This is a genomic window from Nonomuraea dietziae (genome assembly GCF_014195505.1).
In the GTDB taxonomy this organism is placed as follows: Bacteria; Actinomycetota; Actinomycetes; order Streptosporangiales; family Streptosporangiaceae; genus Nonomuraea; species Nonomuraea roseola.
Map to the genome: position 1 here is coordinate 3641824 of NZ_JACIBV010000001.1, position 24244 is coordinate 3666067.

Here is a 24244-nt window from a genome sequence, read left to right on the forward strand (position 1 = left end):
CCGGAAGGTCACACCACTACACGTGCTCTCCCAGGAACTCGGCGGTCGCCTCCACCGCCTGCGTGACGTACGGCTCGGCGTCGTAGAGGTCGATGTGTCTCCTGGCGTCCAGCCAGACGAGCTTCTTCGGCCGGCCCATCCGCTTGTAGGCCTCCTCGGCGCCCTCGGGCGAGCAGAACCTGTCGATCACCCCGTGCACGATCAGGCCCGGCGTGGGCGACAGGAAGTCTGCGCCCATCATGTTGTCCATCGTGACCAGCTCGCGGATGCTCGCTCTCGTCACCTCGTTCCTCCAGGTCGGCGAGGCGGTCGAGCCGTAGTAGGCGTAGGGCTCGTCGCCCGGCATGGCGGCCTCGCCCTCCTCCGAGACGGCGGGCAGGTACTCCACCGCCCCTCCCTGGTCCTGCCGCTCCAGCACCTGGGTGAGGTCGGCGAGGACGGTCTCGTAGTGCCTGCCGTACGGGTGGTTGTAGGCGCCCGCGATGCCCGCGAACGCCTTCACCCTCGGATCGAAGGCGGCGAACCTGAGCGCGTAGCCGCCGCCCAGGCAGATGCCGACCGCGCCGATGCGCTCGGGGTCGGCCTCGGGCCTGCCGCGCAGCAGGGACACCGCGGCCCTGAGGTCGTTCAGCTTGCCCTGCGGATCCTCGTGCCCGCGGGGCAGGCCGCCCGACTCTCCCCAGTTGCGGTGGTCGAAGGCCAGTGTGACGTAGCCCTTGGCGGTCAGCCGCTCGGCGTACAGCCCCGTGACCTGGTCGCGGACGCCGGTGAAGGGCCCGGTGAAGACCAGCGCGGGATGCGGCCCCTCACCGTCGGGGATCCGGAGGTCGCCGACGAGCGTGATCCCGTCGACCTCGAACTCGACTCTCATGTGATCCAGTGTGTCGCCTCCGGCCGTCGCGGTGGAGAGCCGGAGGCGACGGATCAGGAGTCGAAACCCAGGCCCATCCTGTCGAGCGTGCGCAGCCAGAGGTTACGCCTGCCCTGGTGCTGGTCGGCCTGGGCGATCGACCAACGGGTGAACTGGATCACCCCCGACCGCACGGGCTCGGGCGGGAACGGGATCGGCTTCTCGCGCACCATGGCCAGCTCGGTGCGTTCGGTGCGCTCGCCCGAGAGCAGGTCGAGCATCACGTTGGCGCCGAACCTCGTCGCGCCGACCCCCATGCCGGTGTAGCCGACCGCGTAGGCGAGGCGGCCGCCGTGCGCCTGTCCGTAGAAGGCGCTGAAGCGGCTGCAGGTGTCGATGACCCCGCCCCACCTGTGCGTGAAGCTCAGCTCCGACAGCTGGGGGAAGGTGTCGTAGAAGTGTCCCGCCAGCTTGACGAAGGTCTCGTCGCGCTGCTCGTACTCCTGCTTGACCTGACCGCCGTTGTAGTAGACGGCGTCGTAGCCGCCCCACAGGATGCGGTTGTCGTCGGTGAGCCTGTAGTAGTGGAACTGGTTGCCCGAGTCGCCCACGCCCTGCCTGTTGTGCCACCCGACGGAGGCCAGCTGCGCCTCCGACATCGGCTCGGTCATCAGCGCGTAGTCGTAGACGGGCACCAGGAAGTGCTTGAGCCGCTTCAGCAGCGGCGGGAAGACGCCGGTGCCGAGGGCCACCCTGGCCGCCCTGGCCACGCCGTACGGCGTGCGCAGGTCGATCGTGACGCCGTTGTCGTCCAGCGACCTGACGGGGCTGCGCTCGTAGATGCGCACCCCCACCTTGAGGCAGGCCTCGCGCAGTCCCCACGCCAGGCGGGCGGGGTCGACCATCGCGCAGCCGCTGCGCTCCCACAGTCCTCCGAGGTAGGTGGGCGAGTTGACCTCGGCCCGCACCTGCTCCTGGTCCATGGGGACGTAGTCGAGCCCGAGATCCCGGATCAGATCGAGGTGCCCGGACAGGTCGTCGAGCTGCCACGGCTCGGTGGCGACGTGCAGTTCGCCCGTCCGCTCGAAGGAGCAGTCGACGTCGTAGCGCCGCAGCGTCTGCTCGATCTCGTCGAGGTTCTCGACGCCCATGCGCTCGAGCCTGCCGATGTCCTGCGGCCATCTGTCGAGGCCGTTGGGCAGTCCGTGCGTCAGTGTCGCCATGCAGAACCCGCCGTTGCGGCCGGTGGCCGCCCAGCCGATCCTGCGTCCCTCCAGCAGGACGACGTCCTGCCCAGGGTCTCTCTCCTTGGCCATCAGGGCCGTCCACAGCCCCGAGAAGCCGCCGCCCACCACGACGAGATCGGCTCGCGTGTTCCCGATGAGCCGCTTGAGCGGCTCGGGCCTGGCCGGGGTGTCCAGCCAGTACGGCTTGCGCTCCGCGTCAGCAAGAGCCTTCAGCGGATCCACAAATCTCACATCCCTACGTGAGTGCATATCTGAATGAATTGATTGCCCGATCAGTCAGTTGACCGCGCGCGGGTTCCCCCCGCCTGAATCCGATCTCGCCTCCCTGTTCCTTGCCAAGGTTCCACGCGATCCACGGGCTCCCGATTCCGCCGAGAGCCCAAGACCTCGCATTATGCCGAAATCCCCCGCCGAAGCGGGGGATCACGGTCGCTTCTAGGAGCGCCGTCGCGCGGTGACCGAGTTGACCACCGCGATGACGACACCCACCGCGAAGATGAGTGTTCCCAGGATATTCACCTGGGGTGGGACACCGATGCGGGTGGCCCCCCAGATCCACAGCGGGAAGGTCTGCATCGCGCCGCTGGTGAACTGGGTGATGACGAAGTCGTCGATGGACAGGGCGAAGGCCAGCAGCGCCCCCGCCACGACTCCTGGCAGGATCATCGGGAAGGTGATCCGCCAGAACGTCGTCCACGACGAGGCGCCCAGGTCGCGGGCGGCCTCCTCGAGCGAGGGGTCGAGCCCGACCACGCGGGCCCCGCACCGTGATCGCCACGAACGACAGGCAGAACAGCACGTGGGCGATGAGCGCGGTCGTGAAGCCCATGTCCACGCCCGTGCTGACGAACAGCGACAGCAGCGAGGCGCCCATGACCAGCTCGGGCGAGGAGATCGCGGCGAACATGACCAGGTTCGTCGCGCCCTGCCCCTTGAACTTGTAGCGGCCGAGCGCCAGGCCCATCAGCGTGCCGAGCACGGTCGTGATCAACACGCAGATCACGGCGAGCTGGACCGAGTTGGTGACCGCGGCGGTCAGGTCGGGGTACTCGTCGAGCCGTCCCCACCACTTGAGCGTGAAGCCCTGCCAGGAGACGTTCGACTTGCTCTGGGTGTCGTTGAAGCCGAACGCGATCATGACGGCGATGGGCAGGAACAGCCAGGCGATGATCAGCCAGACGTAGCCGAACAGCAGCCGGTCGGCGAGTTTGCGTCTCCTCATCGGGCCGCCGCCTCCAGCACGTTCTCGGTGCCCAGCGCCTTGGCGTAGGCGAAGATGCCCACGAGCATCGCGGCCATCAGCGTGAACGACAGCGCGGCGGCGGACGGGTAGTCGTTGTTGATCAGGTACTTCGTCTGGATGATGTTGCCGATCATCGTGTTCTGCGGCCCTCCGAGGATGCCCGCGTTCACGTAGTCGGCCGTCATCGGGACGAACGTCATGAGCACCCCGGCGAACACGCCGGGCAGCGACAGCGGCAGCACGATCTTGCGGAAGGCCGCGCTCCTGGTCGCGTAGAGGTCCTGCGCCGCCTCGACGCTGCGCGGGTCCACCCGCTCCAGTGCCACGTAGATCGGCAGGATCATGAACGGCAGGTAGTTGTAGACCAGCCCGCCGACCACGGCGACCGTCGTCTGCAGCACGTGGAAGTCCTCGGGCAGCACACCGAGCGACTTGAGCGGCGCCAGCACGATGCCCTCGTCGGCCAGCAGGAACTTCCACGACACCGTGCGCAGCACGAAGGAGACGAAGAAGGGCAGCAGGACGAGCAGCAGGTAGGTGGACTTCCTCGCGCCGCCCCTGAAGGCGATCCAGTAGGCGATCGGATAGGCGAGCGCGATCGCGATGAGCGTGCCCGCCAGGCCGTAGCCGACCGAGCGCAGAAACTGGGTCTGGAACAGCGCCAGGGTGTTGGTGTAGTTGGCGAAGTTGAAGGTCTGGGCGAACCCGTCGACCACGTTGCCCTCCTGGGTGGACACCGAGGCCATGAAGACCATCGGCACCACCAGGAAGATCGCCAGCCACAGGCCACCCGGCAGGATCAGCAGGTAGGGGGTGAGCCGCTTCATGTCACTAGCCCTGGGTGACGGGCTGGAAGATGCTCTCGAAGAGCTGGTCGGTCTTGCTGTCCAGCATCAGGTACCCCCGCATCTTGGCCAGGTCGGCCTCGGAGGGGTAGATCAGCGGGCTGCTCGCCAGCTGCTCCAGGAACTCCTTGTCCTCCCCCTCGGCCTTGGCCGCGTCGGCGAGCACGAGGTCCTTGGTGGCGGGCACGGGAGTGATGTAGTTGATGTACTCCACGAGCATCGTGGCGATCTTCGGCTGGTAGACGTAGTCCATCAGCGCCAGCGCGTCGACCGGGTTCTGCGCGGTCTTCGGGATGCACATGTTGTCCGACCAGATCGTCGCGCCCTCCTGCGGCACCACGAACTTGAGGTTCTTGCCCTCGGTGATCTGCTGGAACACGTCACCCGACCAGGCCATGGTGATCCAGATGTCGCCGCGCACGAGCGCGTCGATGTAGTCGTTCTCGTAGTACTTGCGCACCAGCCCCGCGTCACGCTGCTCCTGCAGCTTGGCGGCGGCCTTGCGCCAGTCGGCCTCCTTCGACTTCTCCGGGTCGATGCCCAGGGCGAACATCCCGAAGTTGGCGATCTCCTGGGCGTCGATCATCATGCCGACCTTGCCCTTGTACTTCGGGTTCCAGAGGTCGTTCATGCTGGTGACCTCGTCGACGAACTCCGGGTTGTAGGCGATGCCGGTGACGCCCAGCGTCCACGGGATGGTGAAGGTGTTGTTCGGGTCCCAAGCCGGGTTCTTCACCTTCTGCGCCGCGTTGGCGGCGAAGTTGGGCAGCTTGGAGTGGTCGAGCGGGGCCAGATAGCCCAGGCTCAGTGCTCGCTGGAGCTGGTTGCCGTTGGTCATGACCATCAGGTCGAAACCGATGTCGGTGCCGGCGGCCAGCTGCGGCTGGATCTTGCCGAACCAGGAGCCGTTGTCCTGGATGGCCTCGGTGTAGCTGACCTTGATGCCCTTGTCCTGCTCGAACATCTTCAGGGAAGGGTAGTCCTTGCCGTCCTTGTCGATGTAGAGCGGCCAGTTCGCGAAGCGGAGCGTGCCGTTCTGCTTCTTGCCGGCCCAGAAGTCGGCGACGGCGTCCTTCTTCGGAGCTTCGGCCTTCTTCCCCTCGACGCCACAGGCGGCGAGGGCGAGTGCGGCGGCCGACATTCCGGCGAGCTTGAGTGCGTCGCGGCGACTGGTGGTCATGCCGCGCAGGAAAGCGGGGTTCGTGCGGATGTCCATGAGGTGGTTATCAACTTCCAATCGCGTATGAATGCTGCGGCTGCCAGGACAGCCAGACGGCGTCGCCACGCTCGGCCGTGATCGTCGCGTCGTTCGCGTTCTGCTGGAACACCGTCACCTCGGTGCCGTCGGACAGCCGTACGGCATAGCTGTTGTAGGTGCCCAGGTAGACGACCTCGGCGACGGTGCCTGGCACCGCGCTGACGTTCTGCGTGGGTTCGTCGACGTCGATCGTGATCTTCTCGGGGCGCACGGTCACGTTGACCTCGCCGTCCTGCCCCCCAGGGACCAGCACGCGCCCCCCGGCCACCTTCAGTACCCCGCCGGCGAGCGTGCCCGCCAGCAGGTTGGAGGTGCCGATGAACCCCGCGACGAACGCGCTCGCGGGCTGCTCGTAGATCTCACGAGGCCCTGCGAGCTGCTCGACCAGGCCGTCGTTCATGACGGCGATGCGGTCGCTCATGGTGAGCGCCTCGCTCTGGTCGTGCGTCACGTACACGAAGGTGATGCCCACCTCGCGCTGGATGCGCTTGAGCTCGATCTGCATGGCCTGACGGAGCTTCAGGTCGAGCGCGCCCAGCGGCTCGTCGAGCAGCAGCGCCCTCGGGTTGTTGACCAGTGCCCTGGCCAGCGCCACGCGCTGCTGCTGACCGCCGGACATCTCGCGCGGTCTGCGCTTCTCACGACCGGTCAGGTCGACGATGTCCAGCATCTCCCCGACGCGGCGCTTGATCTCCGCGTCAGGGGTCTTCTTCTGCTTCAGCCCGAAGGCGACGTTGTCCCACACGTTCATGTGCGGGAACAGCGCGTAGGACTGGAACACCATGTTCACGTCGCGCTTGTTGGGCGGGACGTTGGTGACGTCCTGGCCGTGGAGCCGCACCTTGCCCCTCGTCGGGTCCTCGAACCCGGCGATCATGCGCATGGTGGTGGTCTTGCCACAGCCGGAGGGGCCGAGGAGGGAGAAGAACTCCCCCTCGGCTATGGAGAGCGAGACGCCCTTGACCGCCTGGACGACCTCGCCATGCGAGACGTATTCCTTGATCACTTCATCAAGGTCGATAGCGCTGGTCATACCAGGAGATATCCCTCTTGTCTGGGCTATTCGCCGATGTAGTGCATGACGTGCTTGACGCGGGTGTAGTCGTGCAGGCCGAAGACCGACAGGTCCTTGCCGTAGCCCGAGTGCTTGAAACCGCCGTGCGGCATTTCGGAGACGAACGGAATGTGAGTGTTGACCCACACCACGCCGAAATCGAGCTTGTTGGACATCCGCATGGCGCGGCCGTGGTCGGAGGTCCACACCGAGCCCGACAGGCCGTACTGCACGCCGTTGGCCTTGGCCAGGGCGTCGGCCTCGTCGGTGAACGTCTGGACGGTGATGACGGGGCCGAAGACCTCGTTCTGCACCATCTCGTCGTCCTGCTGGAGGTTGTCGACGATGGTCGGGGCGAAGAAGTAGCCCTTGTCGCCGACCCTGTGACCGCCGGTGAGGACCTTGGCGTGCGAGGGCAGCCGCTCGAAGAAGCCGGAGACCTTCGCCAGCTGGCTCTCGTTGTTGAGGGGGCCGTACAGGGCCTCCTCGTTGGACAGGTCGCCCGTGACGGTGCCGGCCGCGGCCTCGGTGAGGGCGGCGACGAACTCGTCGTGCACGCTCTCGTGGACCAGCACGCGGCAGGCCGCGGTGCAGTCCTGGCCGGCGTTGTAGAGACCCGCGGTGGCGATGGAGTCAGCGGCCGCCTTGAGGTCCTTGACGTCGTCGAAGACCACGACAGGGGCCTTGCCGCCCAGCTCGAGGTGCACGCGCTTCAGGTCGTCGGCGGCGCTCTTGGCGACGGCCATGCCGGCGCCGACGGAGCCGGTGATGGCGACCATCGCGGCGGTCGGGTGGCTGACGACGAGCGCGCCGGTCTCGCGGTCGCCGGTGACGACGTTGAAGACACCGGCGGGCAGCACGCTGCCGAGGATCTCGGCGAGCTTGACCGTCGAGGCAGGGGTGGTGTCCGACGGCTTCAGCACGATCGTGTTGCCCGCGGCCAGCGCGGGGGCGATCTTCCAGACCGCCATCATCATCGGGTAGTTCCAGGGCGTGACCTGCCCGATGACGCCGACGGGCTCGTGCCTGATGACGCTGGTGTGCTCGGCGAGGAACTCACCGGCCGTGGGTCCCTCGAGAGTGCGGGCGGCGCCGGCGAAGAAGCGGAAGTGGTCGGCGGCGACGGGAGTCTCGTCCTCCGCCATGCGGGCCCGAGGCTTGCCGGTGTTGAGGCACTCGGCCTCGTTGATCTCGTCGGCCCGCGCCTCGATCGCGTCAGCGACCTTCAGCAGCAGCCCGGCGCGCTCGCCCGGCGTGGTCTGGCCCCACGATTCGAACGCCGCGGCCGCCGCGGCGTAAGCCGCGTCGACATCTTCCTGCCCTGAGATCGGGGCCTCGAGATAGGCCTCTCCCGTGCAGGGGTCGATGATGTCGGAGAATCGGCCGCTCTTGGCGTCCACGAACTCACCGTTGATGAAGTTCTGCAGACGGGTGGTCAACGTTGACCTCCTGGTGAGGTGGCTGAGTTGTCGCGACTCTGACAGAGGGCCAGCATTACGACAAGGGATTTCGTTGTGAATATATCAAATTGCTACGAATTCGCTTGACAGAGAGCCAAGAACTGACAACATGTCGCACCAGGGCCGCGCCAGCTATGTGCGGCACAGGAGGGATTGCCCCCACATGACGACCCCGCCCAAGGTTCGCAGGGACCCAGCAGAGGTCCGGCCTACCCAGGTCGTGCTCGACGACCTCTCCAAGCGGATCATCGAGGAGCTGCAGGAGGACGGCCGAAAGCCGTACGCGGCGATCGGCAAGGCCGTCGGGCTCTCGGAGGCCGCGGTGCGCCAGCGTGTGCAGCGCCTCCAGACCGACGGGGTCATGCAGATCGTCGCCGTCACCGATCCGCTGACGCTCGGCTTCCCCCGCCAGGCCATGATCGGCATCAACTGCGAGGGCGACCTCGACAGGATCGCCGACGAGCTGGCCTCGATCGAGGAGATCGACTACGTGGTGCTGACGGCGGGCTCCTTCGACGTCATCGTCGAGGTGGTCTGCGAGGGCGACCGCCACCTGCTGGAGATCCTCGGCAAGATCCGCGCCATCCCCGCCGTCCGCGCGACCGAGTCCTTCGTCTACCTGAAGCTGCGCAAGCAGACCTACTCCTGGGGCACCCGCTAACCCCACGGGCACCCCCTGGCGGGCTCAGCCGGGCAGGGCCTGGACGAAGCGGGTCAGCAGACGGGCGAACTCGGCTCGCTCCGCCTCCGTCCAGCCCTCCATCGCCGAGCCGAACACCGCCCTGCGCGCCTCGTGCGCCTGCTCGGCCGCCGCGCGACCGGCCTCCGTCATCACCAGCACCGAGCGGCGCCCGTCGGACTGGTCGGCCTCGCGCGACACCAGCCCCCCCGCCACCGCCGCCGCGACCATCCTGCTCGCTCTCGGCTGGTCGACGCCGAGCGCCTGGGCCAGCGTGGAGACCGTGACAGGACCGCCCGCCTCCACGACGTCCAGCACGTCGTGGGCCGGCCCTGCGACGCCCTGCAGCCGCGCCAGCGCCCTTCTGCTCTGCCTTCGCCTGACGGCCACCATCGCCGCCTCGACCCGCTCGACATCGTCCATGCCGTCATGATACATGTCGCTTGACATATAGATTACTTATGACATGGAGATTCGGGTGAACGATCGGATGATCGGCTACCGGCTCAAGCGGCTCGACGGGCTCATCGAGCAGACCTTCGACCGCCTGCTGGCCGAGGCCGGCCTCTCGCGCCGCCAGTGGCAGGTCCTCAACGTGCTCAGCCGTGGCGCCTGTGACGACGAGCGGCTCGGCGAGGAGCTGCGTCCGTTCTGGGACGGCGGGGACGAGACGGTGGCAGGCGTCGTCGGCGAACTGGCGGGCCGAGGGTGGCTCGGCGACGGCCCCGAAGGGCGGCACGCGCTCACCGAGGACGGCAGGAGCGCCCACGCGGCGGCCGCGGGGCGGGTGGCCGCCATCAGGACGCTGATGAGCGCGGGCGTGAGCGGAGAGGAGTTCGAGGCGACCATGGACGTGCTCCAGCGGATGGCCGACAACCTGGAGTCCTCGGGCACCCCGCGCTGACCGCCGCCGACCGCTGAGGAGGACGGCGGGCTCGCCGGTGGTCGAGGGAGCCCGCCGTGACCGCCGCCGGCTCAGCGCAGCTGGATGGTGGCGATCTCCCACGCACGCAACGGCAGACGAGAGGCGTCGACAGGGTCGCCGGGGCGGCCCCTGAGATCGGCCGAGCGCGCCTCGGTGAAGGCCCCCTCGATCGTGGCGACCGTGTCGACGTCGGACATGGCGACCACGCGCAGCTCCTTCCAGCCGTCACGCTCGCGCAGCGACGTCATGACCACGCCTTCGCCCGTCACCGACAGCCCGGCGGCGGCGGGCGGCAGGGGAAGGGACGGCTCGCCCGCGCCGGGGACCGCGAGGAGGTCGTGGCGGAAGACCTCGGCGGCGGGGGGCACCGCCGCCCACGAACCGGTGTGGGGCATGAGGGCCATGCTCACCGTGCGCAGCCCGCGGGACTGGGCGGCCGGCGTGGGCAGCTGCGGGCCCGCCGGCTCAGGTCGGAGGGCGTTGCGGTTGCGGGAGAGGTAGCCGACCGAGCGAAGCAGCGTGAGCGCCAGCTCGCCTTCCACCAGCTCGTACTCGGTGACGTGCTCCAGCAGCGCCGCCACTCCGCCCGCCGACACCCACGAGGAGGCGGGGAAGGTGGGCAGCGGGGTCTCGCCGCAGCCCGCCTCCGACGTCAGCCCCCGCTCGACCACCGCGAACTGCCCCTCGGCGAAGGACGACGTGGCGGGGGCGGGCATCGGCACGTGCAGCCTGACCCTGTGGTCGGAGCAGCGGTTGTCGAACTCCACTCGCAGCCTGACGAACGGCTCGCCGGCCCGCAGCTCGACCCGGGTGCCGACGACGATCTCCTCCGTGCCGTCCGAGCGGGCGGCGGCGGGCAGTTCGGGGGTGCCCTCCACCTGGGCGTCGGCGGGCCAGCGGTAGACACGGCGGACGTCGGCCGCGGCCACCAGCGGGCCGGTGCAGACAGGGGTGATCTCGACGTCGTCGGGGTCGGAGACGAGCCGGTCGGTGGCGGGGGGCGCGTAGTTGTAGGTGTCGCCGACGTCGCCGCCGTCGACGATGCGGCCCGCGCCGGTCACTGTCACGCCGTCCGCGCCGGTGAGTGTGAGAGTGCCGTCGGCGGCGATCTCCACCTTGAGCAGGCCGTTGTCCAGCACCCTCTCGCCGGCCCGCACACCTTCCCAGGCCCGCGAGCTGAGGCCCTCTGAGGTTGCATGGGTGGTGCTCGGAGCGGTTGAGGGGGCGAGGCTGGTGTGGCCGAGGGCGGGGGCGTTCACCAGGGCCGCGACCGTACGGCGGGGCTCGGCGACGATGCGCACGCGGGTGACGTCGTCGGTGAGGGCCGCCGCGACCTCCGACACGTCGAACGGCGCCGACGACTCACGCGCGACCGTGAACGTCAGCACCCCTTCGGCGACGGACCAGCCGGTCACGTGCTGGCCGTACAGCTCGGTGCCGTGGACGAACGTCAGCGCCACCCTGGGGTCCATCTCCTCGTCGAGCAGCAGCGTCGGCGCGTACTCCAGGGTCTGGGAGGGCACGCGGGCGCCCGAGGCGTCCACCAGCGGGTCCGACCCCGCCACCTCCACCAGGACCACGCCCGAGCGGTCGAAGGGCGAGGGGTTGACGACCAGGATCCCGCCCGAGGGCACGGCGGCGGCCAGCCGCGCGGTGACCATGTCGCGCACGGCCTGCCCGAGATGCTCGGCCTCGGCGATGCGGGCGGCGACCTGCTGGGCGGTGTCGTCCACGCCGCAGCCGGTGACCGAGTCGTGCCCGCTGGCGTCGACCAGCCGCCACCAGGCCATGTCGAGGAACCTGCCGGGCCACGCCTCGCCCCAGAGCGCGGCGAGCGGTTCGGCGTAGCGCTCGACCATCCGCTCGGCCCTGCCCATCGCCTGCTTGACGTGGGCGCGCACCGAGATGACGCCCGGCAGGATGTTGGCGCGCGCGTGCGAGCGCAGCTCGCCCTCCACGCGGGGCAGTTGCTCGACCGCGGGGCCGTCCAGCGACGTGATGTACCCGGACAAGGTGTCCATGCGGGCGCCGAGCGACGCCACCATCTCCGGCAGCCCCGCCACCGGAGCCGAGTGGTCGGTGCCGTACATCGCCAGCAGCGGCGCGGTCTCCCCCTGCCACCGCGTCATGGTCGCGACGAACTCCTCGGCCCGCGCCTCCAGCTGCCCAGGGGCCTCGAACAGGTGCGCGCCGTTGCCGTACCCGCCTGCGGGCAGGTACTGCGTGCGCACGGCGGTGCCGTCGGGCGCGACCCAGGCGAAGGCGTCGGTGACCACGGAGGACGGCACGCCCCTGTACACGCACGCGTGCGTGAGCCCCGCGAGGCGCAGGATCTGCGGCATCTGGGCGGTGTGGCCGAACATGTCGGGCAGGTAGCCGACCGGCATGGCACCGCCCAGCTTGTCCGCGCGGCTCATCCCGAGCTCCAGGTTGCGGACGATGTTCTCGCCCGAGCACAGGAACTCGTCCAGCAGGATCTGCCACGGCCCGATCGCCAGGCGGCCCTCGCGCACCAGCGCCGCGATCCTGTCGCGCGCCTCGGGGCGGACCTCCAGGTAGTCGTCGACGCAGGCCAGCTGCCCGTCGAGGGTGAAGTGGTAGGCGGGCTCGCGCTCCATGGTGTCGAGCACCTCGTCCATCAGCGCCACCAGCCGCAGCCTGAAGCGCTGGAAGGGCTCGTACCACTCTCTGTCCCAGTGCGTGTGGGGGACCACGACTACGCGCACAGCGCCATCACCTCGTTCTCGTGCGTTTCCAACCTGAAGGGGCCCTCACCGGCGGGCACCAGCGCCCTGTCGCCGCGGATCACCTGCCGCGCGCCTCCCGGGCGCACCAGCACGAGCCCGTCGGCGTCCAGGGCGAGCAGCTCGTCGCCGAGCCTGAGCAGCAGCGGCGCGTCAGGGCCCGCAGACACCGCGGTACGGCCCTCGTGCACCCCTTCGAGGATCTCGCCGGGATGCGCGGCCAGCACCCACGTGGTGGGCTCGCCCGGCAGGCCGTCGGAGCCGTGCCGGTGGAAGTCGCTGCCGCCGATCACGATGACATCCTCGCGCCAGGCCTCGGCCCAGGCCAGCGGCGCGCCCCAGCGCCGGTCCCACCAGCCCGAGTGCCACACCTCGGCCACCCGCGGGCGCTCGGCGATGGGCTGCAGCCAGGCGCAGTCGCCGCCGAGCGGGTGGTTGACCGACATCAGGCCGCGCTCGCCCCAGGTGTCGGCGGGTTTCCTGAAGTCCACCCAGCCGACGTCGCCGAAGACGTTGGCGTGGCCTCTGTCGGTGGTCACCTCCTGCCCGGGGATCAGCGTGATCTCCCTGACCTTCGCCAGGTGGGGATGGTGGCTGACGGTGTTGTGGTCGGTGACGGCGAGGAAGTCGAGCCCCCTGCCGGCGGCCAGCGCCGCCAGCTCCTGGACGGTCAGCGCGCCGTCGCTGTGGACGGTGTGGGTGTGGAAGTCGCCCGCGTACCACCGCAGGCCCTCGACGTCGGGGATGTCCCGGCGCGGCGGCCTGGCGGCCTCGAGCGGCGCCTGCTCGGCGGGCGGATCGGGCGCGCGCGTGTGGACGCTCACCTCGAGGGAGAACTCCAGGCCCTCGGGCGGCACCCTGTGCAGCCGCAGCCACACCTGCCACGTCCCGCCCTCCAGCTCGCCCGGCAGGTAGCCGGGCGTGGCCCAGTCACGGGTGATCGTGTACTCGTCGCGCGCGCCGCCCGACCAGCCGCGAAAGCCGTACGACGAGGCGGCCCCGAGGTCGAGCACCCCCTTCGACCGGTCGTAGCCCAGTCTCACGGTCAGCCCCGCCGCCCCGCGAGGCACCTCGAAGGGCACCTCCCTCAGGATCTGCTCCAGGCGGTCGTCCAGGCTCCAGCGGCCCTGGATCAGGGTCATACGACGTTCCCATCCCGGTAGACCAGCGCCCTGCCGTCCTTGGGCACCGCGAATCCTTCCGCACCGAGCGGCGGCTCGCTGCCTTCCGGCACGACCACCTGGACGAGGGTGTCGTTGACCTCCAGCGTCACCAGATGGGCGGCGCCGAGATTCTCCATGATCGACACTCTGCCGCCGAAGGCGCCCTCGACGGGCTCGGCCGAGTAGGTCATGTACTCAGGACGCACGCCGTACACGATCTGCTCCCCCTCGCTCAGCCGCCCCTCGACCGAGGAGGGCACCGGCAGCTTGCACCCTGCCACCTCCAGCCTCTCTCCTCTGACCTGCCCGTCGAGCAGGTTCATCGGGGTGGAGCCGATGAAGGAGGCCACGAAGGTGTTGGCGGGGCGCTGGAAGACCTCGGCGGGGGTGCCGATCTGCCTGATGAGTCCGTTCTCCATGACCGCCATCCTGTCGGCCATGGCCAGCGCCTCGGCCTGGTCGTGGGTCACGAAGACGGTGGTGACGCCCAGCTCGCGCTGCAGCTTCTTCAGGAAGGTGCGCGCCTCCAGCCTGAGCCTGGCGTCCAGGTTCGACAGCGGCTCGTCGAACAGGAACGCCTGCGCCTGGGTGGCCATGACGCGGGCCAGGGCCACGCGCTGCTGCTGCCCTCCGGACAGCTGTCCGGGGCGGCGGTCCATGAGGTGCGCCAGTCCGAGCCGCTCGCCCACCTCGCGGGCCTTCTCCGCTCGCGCGGCCTTGGCCACCTTCTTGATGCGCAGCGGGTAGGCGATGTTGTCGGTGACGTCCATGTGCGGGAAGAGCGCGTAGTCCTGGAAGACCATCGCCACGTCACGCGCGCCGGGCTGGACGCCCGTGACGTCGCGGTCGCCGATGACGATCGCGCCGCCCGTGGCAGTCTCCAGGCCCGCGATCGTGCGCAGGAGCGTGGTCTTGCCGCAGCCGGAAGGGCCGAGCAGGGCGAAGAACTCGCCGTCGGGAATCTCCAGGTCCAGCGAGTCGAGCGCCTTCACGCCGCCGGGATAGACCTTGGTCAGGCCTTTGAGTTCGATAGCGGCCATCAGCGCTTGATCCCTCCGTGGAAGCGGAAGCCGTACTTCTTGCTGACGAACAGGTACATGAGGACCACAGGGACCGAGTACAGCAGGCCGAAGGTGGACAGCAGCGGCAGGTTGGCCTGCCCGCCCTCGGTGTAGAGGGTGAACATGATCACCGCGCCCGGCTGCTTCTCGATGTCGCTCAGCAACAGGTAGGGCATCAGGAAGTTGCCCCAGACGTTGGCGATCGCCCAGACGCCGATCGTGGCGAGGCCGGGCCGCACCAGTGGCACCACGACGTGGCCGACGATCTGCAGAGGGGAGGCGCCGAAGACGCGCGCCGACTCCTCGTAGGACTTGGGCGTGGAGTCCATGAAGTCCTTGAGCATGAAGATCGCCGCGGGCAGCAGGCCGCCGGTGAGGATGAGGATGAGGCCGAGCTGCGAGTCGATGAGGTTGAGCTCGACGGCCAGCTGGAACAGCGGCACCATCGCGGCCGTGCCCGTGATGATCGAGGACAGCAGCAGCAGCGCGTAGAGCAGCGCGTCGCGGCCGGGCATGCGCACCCGGCTGAGGGCGTAGGCGGCCAGCGCGGCCAGCAGCACCACCAGGACGGCGGTGCCCACGGCCAGCAGCAGCGAGTTGTAGAGCGAGCCGAGCGCGTAGGGGTGTTCGAGGATCGCCTGGAAGTTGGTGAACGTGAAGTCCGGCAGCGAGACCTCGTACGTCGGGTCGGAGGTGAAGGGCGCCGCGGCCAGCCACAGCAGCGGCACCGTGAAGAAGGCCATCAGCAGCGCGATCAGGGTGTAGAACCCGATCCTGCCGACGATGTGTCGGGTCATGACTTCCTCCTGAGCAGCCGGAGGTAGAACACGGCCACCACCAGGTTGATCAGCAGGATGATCGTGGAGACCGCCGCGCCGAATCCGAGCTCGCCGCCCCTCAGCGCCACGTTGTAGACGTGGACCGCCAGCACCTCCGACTTGTGGTCGGGCCCTCCCGCGGTGAGCAGGAACGGGGTGAAGTCGTTGAAGGTCCAGAGGCTGATCAGCAGCAGGTTGGTCAGGATGTGGCCCCTGATGTGCGGGAAGACCACGTCGCGCAGCTGCTGCCATCCCGACGCCCCCGCCAGGCGGGCGCTTTCGAGGTGCGAGGGTGGCACGTTCCCGAGGGCGGCGCCGTACAGCATCATCGAGAACGCGGTGCCGCGCCAGGTGTTGAAGATGATGATCGACAGCATCGGGTGGTCGAGCAGCCAGGCGAAGCCGGGGATGCCGAGCAGCGCGTTGAGCGTGCCGCCGTCACGGTCGAGCAGCGCGATCCACAGGAAGGAGACGACCGCGCCCGGCAGGATCCAGGCCAGGATGACCAGGCCCTCGACCACGCGCTTGAGCGGCCCCTGCCGATCGCGCAGCAGCCAGGCGATGGTGAAGCCGAGCACGACCTGGCCGATGACGGCCGAGCCGAGCACGAACTGGACGGTCAGCCAGGCGGAGTTCCAGAAGCCCTCGTCGGAGACGGCCTTGACGAAGTTGTCGAGACCGACGAACTGCGGTTCGGCCGCGGCCAGGCCGGTCAGCCGGTAGTTGGTCAGGCCCAGGTAGATGACCCACAGCGCGGGGAAGACCAGGAACACCGCGATGAGCGCCATCGCGGGGGCGATGAACGCGGCGGCTCTGGGTGTGCCCAGACCCGCCGCGTCCGCGCTGTAGCGGGCCTTAGGATGCGACGTTGCCTGCGCCACCGACGAGTCCTTCGAGCTTCGCCTGGTAGTCCGCCGCCGCCTGGTCGGGCGCCTTGCCGCTGACCACCTGGGCGGTGGCCTCCTGCAGCGCGGCCGAGACCTGCGGGTAGACGGCCAGCGGCGGCCGGTAGGCCGTCAGCGGGAGCACCTTCTCGGAGATGAACATCAGCAGTGGGTCGCCGGTGAGGATCTCCTTGTTGACGTCCGTACGCGGGGTGATGCGGACGTTCTGCTTGGTCTCCTCCTTCAGCGCCTCGGGCGAGAGGGTGAAGGCGGCCAGTTCGAAGGCCTCCTTCGGGTGCTTGCTGTTGGGGTTGATCGTGCGCAGGGCGCCGCCCGACATGCTGACGAAGTCCTGGCCGCGGATGCCCTTGCCCGGCTGGATGGCGGGGATCATCGCGAAGCCGACGACCTGGTCGCGGTCGGCCATCTTGGCCACGCCGTCCGTGGGGTTGACGACGCCGCGCCAGAAGTAGTCGCCCTCCATCAGGATGCCGATCTTGCCGTCGGCGAACTCTGCGAAGGACTTGTCACGACCCTTGGCCTCCTGCTGGAGCTTGGGGTCGCCGAGGCCGCTGCCGCCGTAGATCTGCTGGTAGAGGCCGAGGGCGTCCTTGAGCGGCTGGGAGGCGCCGCTCCACTTGCCGTCCTTGAAGATCTCGCCGCCCGCGCCCGCCAGCAGCGGCAGCACGCCCTGCATCGAGGTCGCCTCGCCCATGGCGGTGCCCGCGTTGATCTGGATCGGCGTGGGCACGCCCGCCGTCTTCAGCTTGTTGCCCGCGTCGATGACCTCCTGCCAGCTCTTCGGCTGCCAGTCGGCGGGCAGGCCCGCCTTCTGGAAGAGGGTCTTGTTGAAGTAGAGGACACGGCCGTCGGTGCCGATCGGCAGCGCGTACTTCTTGTCGTTGTAGGTGGTCAGCCCCTGGACGGCCTCGGGGATCTGCGACCAGCCCTCCCAGCTGTCGGTCTCCGCTCCCGCGACCTCCGACAGCGGCTTGATGTATCCAGCCTCGGCGAACTCGCCCGCCCAGATGCCGTCGATGTCGATGACGTCGGCGCCCTTCTTGGACTTGAGGTCGAGCGCGAGTTTGGTCTTGTACTGCTCGTCGTCGACGCCGCTCGGCACGAACTTGACCTTGACGTCCTTGCCCTTGGCCTTCTGCGCCGCCTCGAACTTGGGGATGACCCACTTGGCGATGTGGTCGGCCGCCGCCGCGTTCTTCCCTCCGGCGATGGCGTTCTGTGTGATCGTGAGCTCGATGGTGTCAGCGTCGGAGGACGACTGCCCGCATGCGGTGAGCGCCATTCCGGTCGCGGCGATGACCGCGACAGCGCCAATGGATCTTTTCACGCAACCCTCCGAGAGTGTCCGAAAAGCATGGGCCAATATGTCATGACAACCGCACGACGTAAAGACCTGGCAACATTCGCGAAACCTCAGTATTTTTGGTCATCCCTTTGTGGTGCCTCTGATGCGCCGCGTTCCTCCAGGGGGGAAGGCCATGGGCATGAAGCCATGGCGCGCGCTCGGGGTGATCGCGCTCATCGCCGTGGCCCTCTACTGTCTCTCGCTGGTGCGCACGGTCGCCATCTCGATCGTGCTCGGCGTCTTCCTCACCACGCTGCTGCTGCCGCCCGCGCGCCTGCTGCGCGCCCGTGGCATGGGCAGGGGCCTGTCGACCGCGATCGTGTGCGTGGGCGGCCTGGCGCTCCTGGTGGCCTTCTTCGCCCTGCTCGTGCCGCCCACGATCAACGGGCTGTCGCGGCTGCACGTCAGCGTGGGAACCGCGCTGGACGACCTGCACACGCTGGCCGCCCGCCTCGGCCTCGACGACGCGCGCCTGGCCGACATGCTCACCCAGGCCAGGACGTGGCTGGCCGAGCAGGGGCGGCAGATCGCCACGGGCGCCCTCGCGGGCGCCAAGACCGTCGGCGAGATCATCGTGGGCGCGGTTCTCGCGGTCATCCTGGCGATCTACTTCGTGCACGGAGGGGACCGGCTGTACGGCTGGCTCACCGACCTCGCGCCGCTGCGGGCCAGGCCGCGCATGAGGCGGACCGGCGAGGTGGTCTTCGACGTCGTGGGCCGCTACATCAGGGGCGTGGCGATCGTCGGCGTGGTGGACGGGTTCTTCATCGGGATCGCGCTGTGGATCCTCGGCGTGCCGATCGCGCTCCCGCTGGCGGTGCTCACCTTCGCGGGCGCGTTCCTGCCGGTGGTGGGCGCGTTCATGGCGGGCCTGCTGGCCGCGGTGGTGGCCTTCGTGGCCAAGGGCTGGCTGGTGGCGCTCGTCGTGGTGGCGGTCACGGTGCTGGTCCAGCAGATCGAGGGGCACGTGCTGGCCCCGCAGATCTACGGCAAGGCGCTCGACCTGCCGGGGGCGGTGATCCTGATCGCGATCACGCTCGGCAGCGTGCTGGCGGGGATCACCGGCGCGTTCCTGGCCGCCCCCGTGACCTCCGTCGTGGTGGCGCTGCTGCGCCACCGTCAGGGCGAGAGGGCCGTCTCCAGCTCGTGAACGACGGGGGTGACGGCGTCGAGGGTGACCGCCTCCCCACGGGACCGCGGGCGGCGTCCTCGGGGACGATGACGCGCATCCGCGGCGACGCGCGGGACAGGCTAGCCGACGAGCTCGGCGGCGACGATGGGAGGGACGGGGGTGTCGGCGGCGCGGACCAGGCGGGGGCCTGCGGGCCCGTAGACCTCGCGGGGCTCGGGGAAGGCGGCCAGCAGCACGAGGTAGAGCACGGCGGCGATCGCCAGGCCCACGGGCAGCGAGATGTCCACTCCGCCCGCCAGGTCGCCCAGCGGCCCCACGAACTGGCCCGGCAGGTTGACGAACAGGATGGCCACGACCGCGGAGACGAGCCAGGCCGTCATGCCCCGCCAGTTCCAGCCGTGGGTGAACCAGTAGCGGCCCCCGCGCTGGCGGCGGTTGAAGACCTGCAGCGCCTCGGCGTCGTACCAGCCGCGCCTGGTGAGGTAACCGAGCATCATGATGACCATCCACGGCGCGGTGCAGGTGATGATCAGCGTGGCGAAGGTGGAGATGCTCTGGGTCAGGTTCGCGGCGAAACGGCCGACGAAGATGAAGACGATCGACAGCGTGCCGATGAAGATCGTCGCCTGGACCCTGGAGAAGCGGGGGAAGACGCTGGAGAAGTCGAGGCCGGTGCCGTACAGCGCGGTGGTGCCCGTGGACATGCCGCCGATCAGCGCGATGAGGCAGACGGGGACGAAGTACCAGCCCGGCGAGATGGCCAGCAGGCCGCCCACGTAGTTGGGCGCGGCGGGGTCGACGTACTTGGCGGCCTTGGTGGCGATGATCGAGGCGGTGGTCAGGCCGAACAGGAACGGCAGGAAGGTGGCGATCTGCGACAGGAACGCGGCGGCCAGCACCCTGGAGCGCGGCGTCCGCGCGGGGATGTAACGCGACCAGTCGCCGAGGAAGGCGCCGAAGGAGACCGGGTTGGACAGCACGATCAGCGCGGCGCCGATGAAGGAGGGCCAGAACAGCGGGTCGCCGGCCGCCAGCGTGCCCGCGTAGGAGGGGTCGAAGTCGCCGGCGAAGGCGAAGACGCCGAGGACGAACAGCAGCGAGGCCGCCAGGACCGCGATCTTGTTGACGAAGAGCATGAAGCGGAAGCCGTAGACGCAGACCACGAGCACCAGGACGGCGAAGAGCGCGTAGGCCACGCCGTAGGTGACGTCGCTCTCCTGGAGGCCCACCAGCCGGTGCGCCCCGCCGACCAGCGCGTCGCCCGAGGACCACACCGAGATGGAGAAGAAGGCGATGGCGGTGAGCAGTGACAGGAACGAGCCGACGATCCTGCCGTGGACGCCGAGGTGCGCCGAGGAGGAGACGGCGTTGTTCGTGCCGTTGAGCGGGCCGAACAGCGACAGCGGAGCCAGGATCAGCGCGCCCACCACCAGGCCGAGCATGGTCGCGGTCACCCCCTGCCAGAACGACAGGCCGAACAGGATGGGGAAGGCGCCGAGCACGCAGGTGGCGAAGGTGTTCGCGCCGCCGAAGGCGAGCCTGAACAGGTCGATCGGCCGGGCGCTGCGGTCGGCGTCGGGAATGCGCTCGACGCCGTAGGTCTCGATCTTCACGGCTTTTCCTTCAGTGCGAGCAGGCTGACCAGGTCGTAGGCGACGTGGGAGGCGGCGATGGAGGTGATCTCGGCGTGGTCGTAGGCGGGGGCCACCTCCACCACGTCGGCGCCGACCAGGTTCGCACCGGCCATGCCGCGCAGGATCTCCAGCAGCTCCCGGCTGGTCAGCCCGCCCGCCTCGGGGGTTCCGGTGCCGGGGGCGTGGGCGGGGTCGAGCACGTCGATGTCGACGGAGATGTAGAGCGGGCGGTCGCCGATCCGCTGGCGCAGCGCGTCGACCACCTCGTCCACGCCCATCCGCATGACGTCGCGCGAGGTCAGGATGCCGAAGCCGAGCCTGCGGTCCTCCTCGAGGTCGCGCCTGCCGTACAGGGGGCCGCGGATGCCGACGTGGCTGAGCGCCTCGGTGTCGAGGATGCCCTCCTCGACGGCCCTGCGGAAGGGCGTGCCGTGGGTGTACTCGGCGCCGAAGTAGGTGTCCCAGGTGTCGAGGTGCGCGTCGAAGTGCAGCAGCGCCACCGGCCCGTGCTTGGCGGCGACGGCGCGCAGCAGCGGCAGCGCGATCGTGTGGTCGCCGCCGATGGTGACCAGCCTGCTGTCGAACGCGGCGGCCGCGTCCTGGAGGGTCTCGACGGCCTCGCCGATGTTGAACGGGTTGCAGGCGATGTCGCCCGCGTCCGCGACCTGCAGCCTCTCGAAGGGCGACACGTCCAGGCCAGGGTTGTACGGCCGCAGCAGCCGCGAGGCCTCCCTGACCGCCGAGGGGCCGAACCTCGCCCCAGGCCGGTAGGAGACGCCGCTGTCGAACGGCACACCCACCAGGGCGACGTCCGCGTGCTCGACCTCGTCGAGCCTCGGCAGGCGGGCGAAAGTGGCGAATCCCGCGAAGCGCGGCGTCCTGGAGGAGTCGACGGGTCCCCTGGGCTGCTGAGTCATGGGCACGAGTCTGCGTCGTCGCGGCGAAGGCGACAATTGTGCAGGTCACAAAGGTGTACGTACGCTTTGTGTGTGGCCACAAAGGTGTCCGTCGAGGATCTTCTCCGCTCCCCCGCGCTGCAGCTGCGCCTGCTCGCGGGACAAGCGGGTCTGTCACGCTCCGTCTCGTGGGCGCACGTCAGCGAGCTGGACGACCCGACACCCTGGCTGCTGGGCGCCGAGGTCATCATGACCACGGGCATCGGCGTGCCGCACTCGGCCGCCAGGCAGCGGGCCTACCTGGAGCGGCTCGACGACGCCGGCGTCTCGGCGCTGGCGCTGTCGGCGCAGCTGCACGTGCCCCCGCTGCGCAGGGCCTTCTTCGAGGCGGCCGAGGAGCGCGGCATGCCGGTGCTGGAGGTGCCGCTGGCCGTGCCGTTCATCGCGATCGCGCAGGAGGTGGCGGCGGCCGTCCAGGAGGACGCGAGGCAGCGGCTCGGCGCGCAGCTGCAGGTGTTCGGGGCGCTGCGCTGGCTGGCGGCCGAGGACCTCGACCACGCCACGCTGTTCAGGCGGCTGGAGCGGCTGAGCGGCTACGAGGTCTTCCTCTGCACGCCACAGGGGCGCCCGCTGCTGCCCGGCGTGCCCGTGCCCTCGGTGGACGTGCTGCCGGCCGTACCCGAGGCTCCACCCACCATTCCCGGCGGCTTCGTGCTGCCGGTGCCCGCGCCCGGCGGTCCCGCCGGCTTCCTGGTGGCCTTCGAGCGTGAGGGCGCGCGGCCCGCTGGGCTCGCCGTCGTCCAGCACATCGCGACCGTGGCCGCGCTGCAGGTGGCCATGGTCAGGCACGAGCGTGAGACGCTGCGCCGCGAGGGGGCCGAGACCCTCTCCGAGCTGCTGCAGGACGTGCTCGACCCGGCCGCGGCCAGGCGGCGGCTGGCCAGGATGGGGCTCGAGTCGCCGATCGCGCTGCTGGCCGTACGCCAGGTCGGCGACGACGCGCTGCGCCGCGCGCTCGACGGCAGGCCGCACCTCATGCTGCGCCGCGGAGACGACCACTACGTCCTCGGCTCCCCCTCCCTCGCCACGGCCGTCGCCGCGATCCAGGGCGTGGCGGCGGGGGTCTCCAGGCCCTTCGTCTCGGGCGAGCCGCTGCGCGTGGCGCAGCGGGAGGCGGTGTGGGCCGCGGCCAGGGCAGCCGAGTCGGGAAGGGCGCTGGTCCACTACGGCGACGACACCACGGGCCGCTGGCTGCAGGACGACCCCTGGGTGCTGACGGCGCTGGTGGAACACGTGCTCGGCGCGGTGCTCGCCTACGACTCCGCGCACGGCTCCCAGCTGCTCACCTCGGCGCGCACCTGGATGGAGCGCGACAGGCGCACCGAGGACGCCGCGGCGGCCCTGCACGTCCACCCGAACACCCTCGCCTACAGGCTGCGGCGCTTCGCCGAGCTGACCGGACGCGACCTGTCCTCCAGCGCCGCCTTCGCCGAGGTCTGGCTCGCCATCCGCGCCGCCCACCAGCTCGGCCTGCAGGACTGATCGTCGCCGGTAGCGCCGGTGGGCCCCGACCGTGCAGGATGGGGGGCCATGCGGCTGGTGAACGTGAGCTACAGCTACCGAAGGCGCGCTCCCACGGTGCTGCGCGGCGTCGAGATGGCTCTGGCCCCTGGCGACGTCGCCGAGGTCGTCGGTGCGAACGGCGCGGGCAAGTCCACCCTGCTGCGCCTGATGGCGGGGCTCGCCCGGCCGACCGCCGGCACGATCTCGGGCCGCCCCGTCGTGGTCGGCTTCGCTCCTGACCGCTTCCCCGCCGAACAGCCCTTCACCGTCACCGCCTACCTCACCCACCAGGCCAGGATCAGACGGGCCCGCTTCGAGCCGTGGATCGACAGGCTCGGCATGGCGCTCCTCATGAACGAGCGGCTGCGCGACCTGTCCAAGGGCAGCGCGCACAAGGTCGGCCTCGTCCAGGCGCTGATGGCCGAGCCCGGCCTGCTCGTGCTGGACGAGCCGTTCGCGGGGCTGGACGCCGACACCAGGGCGGAGCTGCCCGCCATCGTGACCGAGGTCGCGGGCAGGGGCGGCATGGTCGTGGTGAGCGACCACCAGGGCGGCCTGCGCGGCCTGCCCTCGGTGCGCCGCTGGGCCGTCCTCGACGGCGAGGTGAAGGAGAGCACGGGGAGCACCCCGCCCGTGACGGCCGCGCCCCCCGCGGACGTCGTCGTGACGGTGCCCGCCGACGAGGTGCCCGCGTTCATGGCCAGGATGCGCGGCGACGGCTACCAGGCCAGAGAGCTGGATCGCGCATGATCGCTCTGACCCTCTTCAGGCTCGCCGCGTTCGCCAGGTCGCATCGCGTCGTCAGGGCCCTGCTGCCCGTCCTGGTGCTGCTCGCGCTGGCCTACGGCGTCAGGGCCCCGCTCGGTCAGGAGGTCACCGCCCTGACCGACACCGCTGTCCTGCTGGTGCCGCTCCTGGCCTGGTCGGCCAGGAGCCTGCTCGACACCGAGCCAGACCAGCAGCGCGCGATCTCCGCCACGGCGGTGGGGTCGCCGTCGAGGGAGGTGGCCGCGGGGCTGCTCGCCGCGCTGGTGGTGACCTCGGCCTTCGCCGCGCTGGCGGTGGTGTGGGGGCTGCTGCTCGGCGTCTCGGAGCTCCCCTCGCGAGGGGAGCTGGCGGCGGCGATCGCGCTGCACGCGCTGTCGGCGCTGGCGGGCACCGCGCTCGGGGCGCTCACCAGCCGCCCCATCCTGCCCTCGCCCGCGCTGTCGATCATGATGCTGGTGCTGGGCTTCATGGCGATGCTGCTGGTCAGCCTCTCCCCCGCCGCCTGGCTGACGGTGCCGCTGGGCGGCTGGATGCGCGCGGCCGCCGACGGGCTGCTGACCGAAGGCCTGCCGTGGCTGGCCGTTCCCTCGCTGCTGTGGCCGCTGCTCGGCCTGGCCGCCTACACCAGGCTGCGCCGCGCCCGGCCGTGAAAGC

General features: G+C 69.8%; 21 protein-coding genes and 1 pseudogene. 6 read left to right on the top strand and 16 right to left on the bottom strand.

Annotated features, from left to right (window positions below; genetic code table 11):
* Nucleotides 1–16 precede the first annotated feature (16 nt).
* The 7 genes and pseudogenes from FHR33_RS17340 to FHR33_RS17370 form a co-directional block, all read right to left on the bottom strand.
* Nucleotides 17–871 carry an alpha/beta hydrolase gene (locus FHR33_RS17340; RefSeq protein ID WP_183648618.1) on the bottom strand — a complete coding sequence of 285 codons (855 nt, stop codon included), beginning with the start codon at nucleotides 869–871 and terminating at the stop codon, nucleotides 17–19.
* Nucleotides 872–924: 53 nt separating this feature from the next.
* Nucleotides 925–2319 carry an NAD(P)/FAD-dependent oxidoreductase gene (locus FHR33_RS17345; protein ID WP_312895574.1) on the bottom strand — a complete coding sequence of 465 codons (1395 nt, stop codon included), beginning with the start codon at nucleotides 2317–2319 and terminating at the stop codon, nucleotides 925–927.
* Between the two features lie 213 nt (nucleotides 2320–2532).
* Nucleotides 2533–3319 (bottom strand): annotated as a pseudogene (locus FHR33_RS53290) (ABC transporter permease).
* On the bottom strand, nucleotides 3316–4167 hold the full coding sequence (locus FHR33_RS17355; RefSeq protein ID WP_183648624.1) for an ABC transporter permease: 852 nt from the start codon (nucleotides 4165–4167) through the stop codon (nucleotides 3316–3318). The pseudogene FHR33_RS53290 and the gene FHR33_RS17355 overlap by 4 nt, the downstream one beginning before the upstream one ends.
* Nucleotides 4168–4171: 4 nt before the next feature.
* On the bottom strand, nucleotides 4172–5401 hold the full coding sequence (locus FHR33_RS17360) for a polyamine ABC transporter substrate-binding protein (RefSeq protein ID WP_183648627.1): 1230 nt from the start codon (nucleotides 5399–5401) through the stop codon (nucleotides 4172–4174).
* 10 nt (nucleotides 5402–5411) lie between these two features.
* Complete coding sequence (locus FHR33_RS17365) at nucleotides 5412–6476, bottom strand: ABC transporter ATP-binding protein (RefSeq protein WP_183648630.1); 1065 nt, start codon at nucleotides 6474–6476, stop codon at nucleotides 5412–5414.
* A gap of 26 nt (nucleotides 6477–6502) precedes the next feature.
* Nucleotides 6503–7936 (bottom strand): gamma-aminobutyraldehyde dehydrogenase, encoded by a 1434-nt coding sequence (locus tag FHR33_RS17370; protein WP_183648633.1) that lies wholly within the window; start codon nucleotides 7934–7936, stop codon nucleotides 6503–6505.
* A 184-nt stretch (nucleotides 7937–8120) separates the two neighbouring features.
* Here FHR33_RS17370 and FHR33_RS17375 point away from each other — a divergent pair, with 184 nt between their 5' ends.
* Entirely contained in the window at nucleotides 8121–8618 is a 498-nt protein-coding gene (locus FHR33_RS17375) for an Lrp/AsnC family transcriptional regulator (protein ID WP_183648636.1), read from the top strand.
* Between the two features lie 24 nt (nucleotides 8619–8642).
* Here FHR33_RS17375 and FHR33_RS17380 read toward each other — a convergent pair whose 3' ends face one another.
* Nucleotides 8643–9059, bottom strand: a complete 417-nt coding sequence (locus FHR33_RS17380; RefSeq protein WP_183648639.1) for a MarR family winged helix-turn-helix transcriptional regulator — start codon at nucleotides 9057–9059, stop codon at nucleotides 8643–8645.
* 55 nt (nucleotides 9060–9114) lie between these two features.
* On the opposite strand from FHR33_RS17380, the gene FHR33_RS17385 reads away from it, so the two are divergent.
* Nucleotides 9115–9540 (top strand): winged helix DNA-binding protein, encoded by a 426-nt coding sequence (locus tag FHR33_RS17385; protein ID WP_312895578.1) that lies wholly within the window; start codon nucleotides 9115–9117, stop codon nucleotides 9538–9540.
* A 71-nt stretch (nucleotides 9541–9611) separates the two neighbouring features.
* On the opposite strand, the gene FHR33_RS52670 is transcribed toward FHR33_RS17385, so the two are convergent.
* The 6 genes from FHR33_RS52670 to FHR33_RS17415 are packed head-to-tail and all read right to left on the bottom strand — an operon-like array spanning nucleotide 9612 to nucleotide 17579.
* A complete protein-coding gene (locus FHR33_RS52670; RefSeq protein WP_183648642.1) occupies nucleotides 9612–12287 on the bottom strand; it encodes a glycoside hydrolase family 38 N-terminal domain-containing protein in 2676 nt (891 codons plus the stop codon).
* The gene (locus tag FHR33_RS17395) at nucleotides 12278–13447 is read right to left on the bottom strand and encodes a CehA/McbA family metallohydrolase (protein WP_183648644.1); all 1170 of its coding nucleotides are present in this window, start codon (nucleotides 13445–13447) and stop codon (nucleotides 12278–12280) included. Before FHR33_RS17395 ends, FHR33_RS52670 begins: the two co-directional genes overlap by 10 nt.
* Nucleotides 13444–14508 carry an ABC transporter ATP-binding protein gene (locus FHR33_RS17400; RefSeq protein ID WP_183648647.1) on the bottom strand — a complete coding sequence of 355 codons (1065 nt, stop codon included), beginning with the start codon at nucleotides 14506–14508 and terminating at the stop codon, nucleotides 13444–13446. The genes FHR33_RS17395 and FHR33_RS17400 overlap by 4 nt, the downstream gene beginning before the upstream one ends.
* Complete coding sequence (locus tag FHR33_RS17405) at nucleotides 14508–15326, bottom strand: carbohydrate ABC transporter permease (protein ID WP_183648650.1); 819 nt, start codon at nucleotides 15324–15326, stop codon at nucleotides 14508–14510. Before FHR33_RS17405 ends, FHR33_RS17400 begins: the two co-directional genes overlap by 1 nt.
* A complete protein-coding gene (locus FHR33_RS17410) occupies nucleotides 15323–16228 on the bottom strand; it encodes a carbohydrate ABC transporter permease (RefSeq protein ID WP_312895579.1) in 906 nt (301 codons plus the stop codon). Before FHR33_RS17410 ends, FHR33_RS17405 begins: the two co-directional genes overlap by 4 nt.
* On the bottom strand, nucleotides 16203–17579 hold the full coding sequence (locus FHR33_RS17415; RefSeq protein WP_312895580.1) for an extracellular solute-binding protein: 1377 nt from the start codon (nucleotides 17577–17579) through the stop codon (nucleotides 16203–16205). The genes FHR33_RS17410 and FHR33_RS17415 overlap by 26 nt, the downstream gene beginning before the upstream one ends.
* A 157-nt stretch (nucleotides 17580–17736) precedes the next feature.
* Between FHR33_RS17415 and FHR33_RS17420 the strand changes: the two genes are divergently transcribed.
* Nucleotides 17737–18747: an AI-2E family transporter gene (locus FHR33_RS17420; protein WP_183648652.1), complete on the top strand. Its 1011-nt coding sequence runs from the start codon at nucleotides 17737–17739 to the stop codon at nucleotides 18745–18747.
* A gap of 101 nt (nucleotides 18748–18848) precedes the next feature.
* Here the strand turns inward: FHR33_RS17420 and FHR33_RS17425 are convergent, their stop codons facing one another.
* Together FHR33_RS17425 and speB are read right to left on the bottom strand one after the other, a co-directional pair.
* Nucleotides 18849–20342: a purine-cytosine permease family protein gene (locus FHR33_RS17425; RefSeq protein WP_183648655.1), complete on the bottom strand. Its 1494-nt coding sequence runs from the start codon at nucleotides 20340–20342 to the stop codon at nucleotides 18849–18851.
* Nucleotides 20339–21280 carry an agmatinase gene (speB, locus tag FHR33_RS17430; protein ID WP_183648657.1) on the bottom strand — a complete coding sequence of 314 codons (942 nt, stop codon included), beginning with the start codon at nucleotides 21278–21280 and terminating at the stop codon, nucleotides 20339–20341. The genes FHR33_RS17425 and speB overlap by 4 nt, the downstream gene beginning before the upstream one ends.
* Before the next feature lie 72 nt (nucleotides 21281–21352).
* On the opposite strand from speB, the gene FHR33_RS17435 reads away from it, so the two are divergent.
* From FHR33_RS17435 to FHR33_RS17445, 3 genes are read left to right on the top strand one after another with little or no spacing between them, the layout of a single operon-like run.
* Nucleotides 21353–22801, top strand: coding sequence for a PucR family transcriptional regulator (locus FHR33_RS17435; protein WP_312895581.1), 1449 nt, complete (start codon nucleotides 21353–21355; stop codon nucleotides 22799–22801).
* A 48-nt stretch (nucleotides 22802–22849) separates the two neighbouring features.
* A complete protein-coding gene (locus tag FHR33_RS17440; protein WP_183648659.1) occupies nucleotides 22850–23572 on the top strand; it encodes an ATP-binding cassette domain-containing protein in 723 nt (240 codons plus the stop codon).
* A complete protein-coding gene (locus FHR33_RS17445; protein ID WP_183648661.1) occupies nucleotides 23569–24240 on the top strand; it encodes a hypothetical protein in 672 nt (223 codons plus the stop codon). The genes FHR33_RS17440 and FHR33_RS17445 overlap by 4 nt, the downstream gene beginning before the upstream one ends.
* The last annotated feature ends 4 nt before the right edge of the window (nucleotides 24241–24244 follow it).

What these genes read in the sequence shown, in the direction of transcription:
- FHR33_RS17340 (WP_183648618.1), bottom strand. Translation starts at nt 871, where the DNA reads ATGAGAGTCGAGTTCGAGGTCGACGGGATCACGCTCGTCGGCGACCTC.
- FHR33_RS17355 (WP_183648624.1), bottom strand. Translation starts at nt 4,167, where the DNA reads ATGAAGCGGCTCACCCCCTACCTGCTGATCCTGCCGGGTGGCCTGTGG.
- FHR33_RS17360 (WP_183648627.1), bottom strand. Translation starts at nt 5,401, where the DNA reads ATGGACATCCGCACGAACCCCGCTTTCCTGCGCGGCATGACCACCAGT.
- FHR33_RS17365 (WP_183648630.1), bottom strand. Translation starts at nt 6,476, where the DNA reads ATGACCAGCGCTATCGACCTTGATGAAGTGATCAAGGAATACGTCTCG.
- FHR33_RS17375 (WP_183648636.1), top strand. Translation starts at nt 8,121, where the DNA reads ATGACGACCCCGCCCAAGGTTCGCAGGGACCCAGCAGAGGTCCGGCCT.
- FHR33_RS17380 (WP_183648639.1), bottom strand. Translation starts at nt 9,059, where the DNA reads ATGGACGATGTCGAGCGGGTCGAGGCGGCGATGGTGGCCGTCAGGCGA.
- FHR33_RS17395 (WP_183648644.1), bottom strand. Translation starts at nt 13,447, where the DNA reads ATGACCCTGATCCAGGGCCGCTGGAGCCTGGACGACCGCCTGGAGCAG.
- FHR33_RS17400 (WP_183648647.1), bottom strand. Translation starts at nt 14,508, where the DNA reads ATGGCCGCTATCGAACTCAAAGGCCTGACCAAGGTCTATCCCGGCGGC.
- FHR33_RS17405 (WP_183648650.1), bottom strand. Translation starts at nt 15,326, where the DNA reads ATGACCCGACACATCGTCGGCAGGATCGGGTTCTACACCCTGATCGCG.
- FHR33_RS17420 (WP_183648652.1), top strand. Translation starts at nt 17,737, where the DNA reads ATGAAGCCATGGCGCGCGCTCGGGGTGATCGCGCTCATCGCCGTGGCC.
- speB (WP_183648657.1), bottom strand. Translation starts at nt 21,280, where the DNA reads ATGACTCAGCAGCCCAGGGGACCCGTCGACTCCTCCAGGACGCCGCGC.
- FHR33_RS17440 (WP_183648659.1), top strand. Translation starts at nt 22,850, where the DNA reads ATGCGGCTGGTGAACGTGAGCTACAGCTACCGAAGGCGCGCTCCCACG.
- FHR33_RS17445 (WP_183648661.1), top strand. Translation starts at nt 23,569, where the DNA reads ATGATCGCTCTGACCCTCTTCAGGCTCGCCGCGTTCGCCAGGTCGCAT.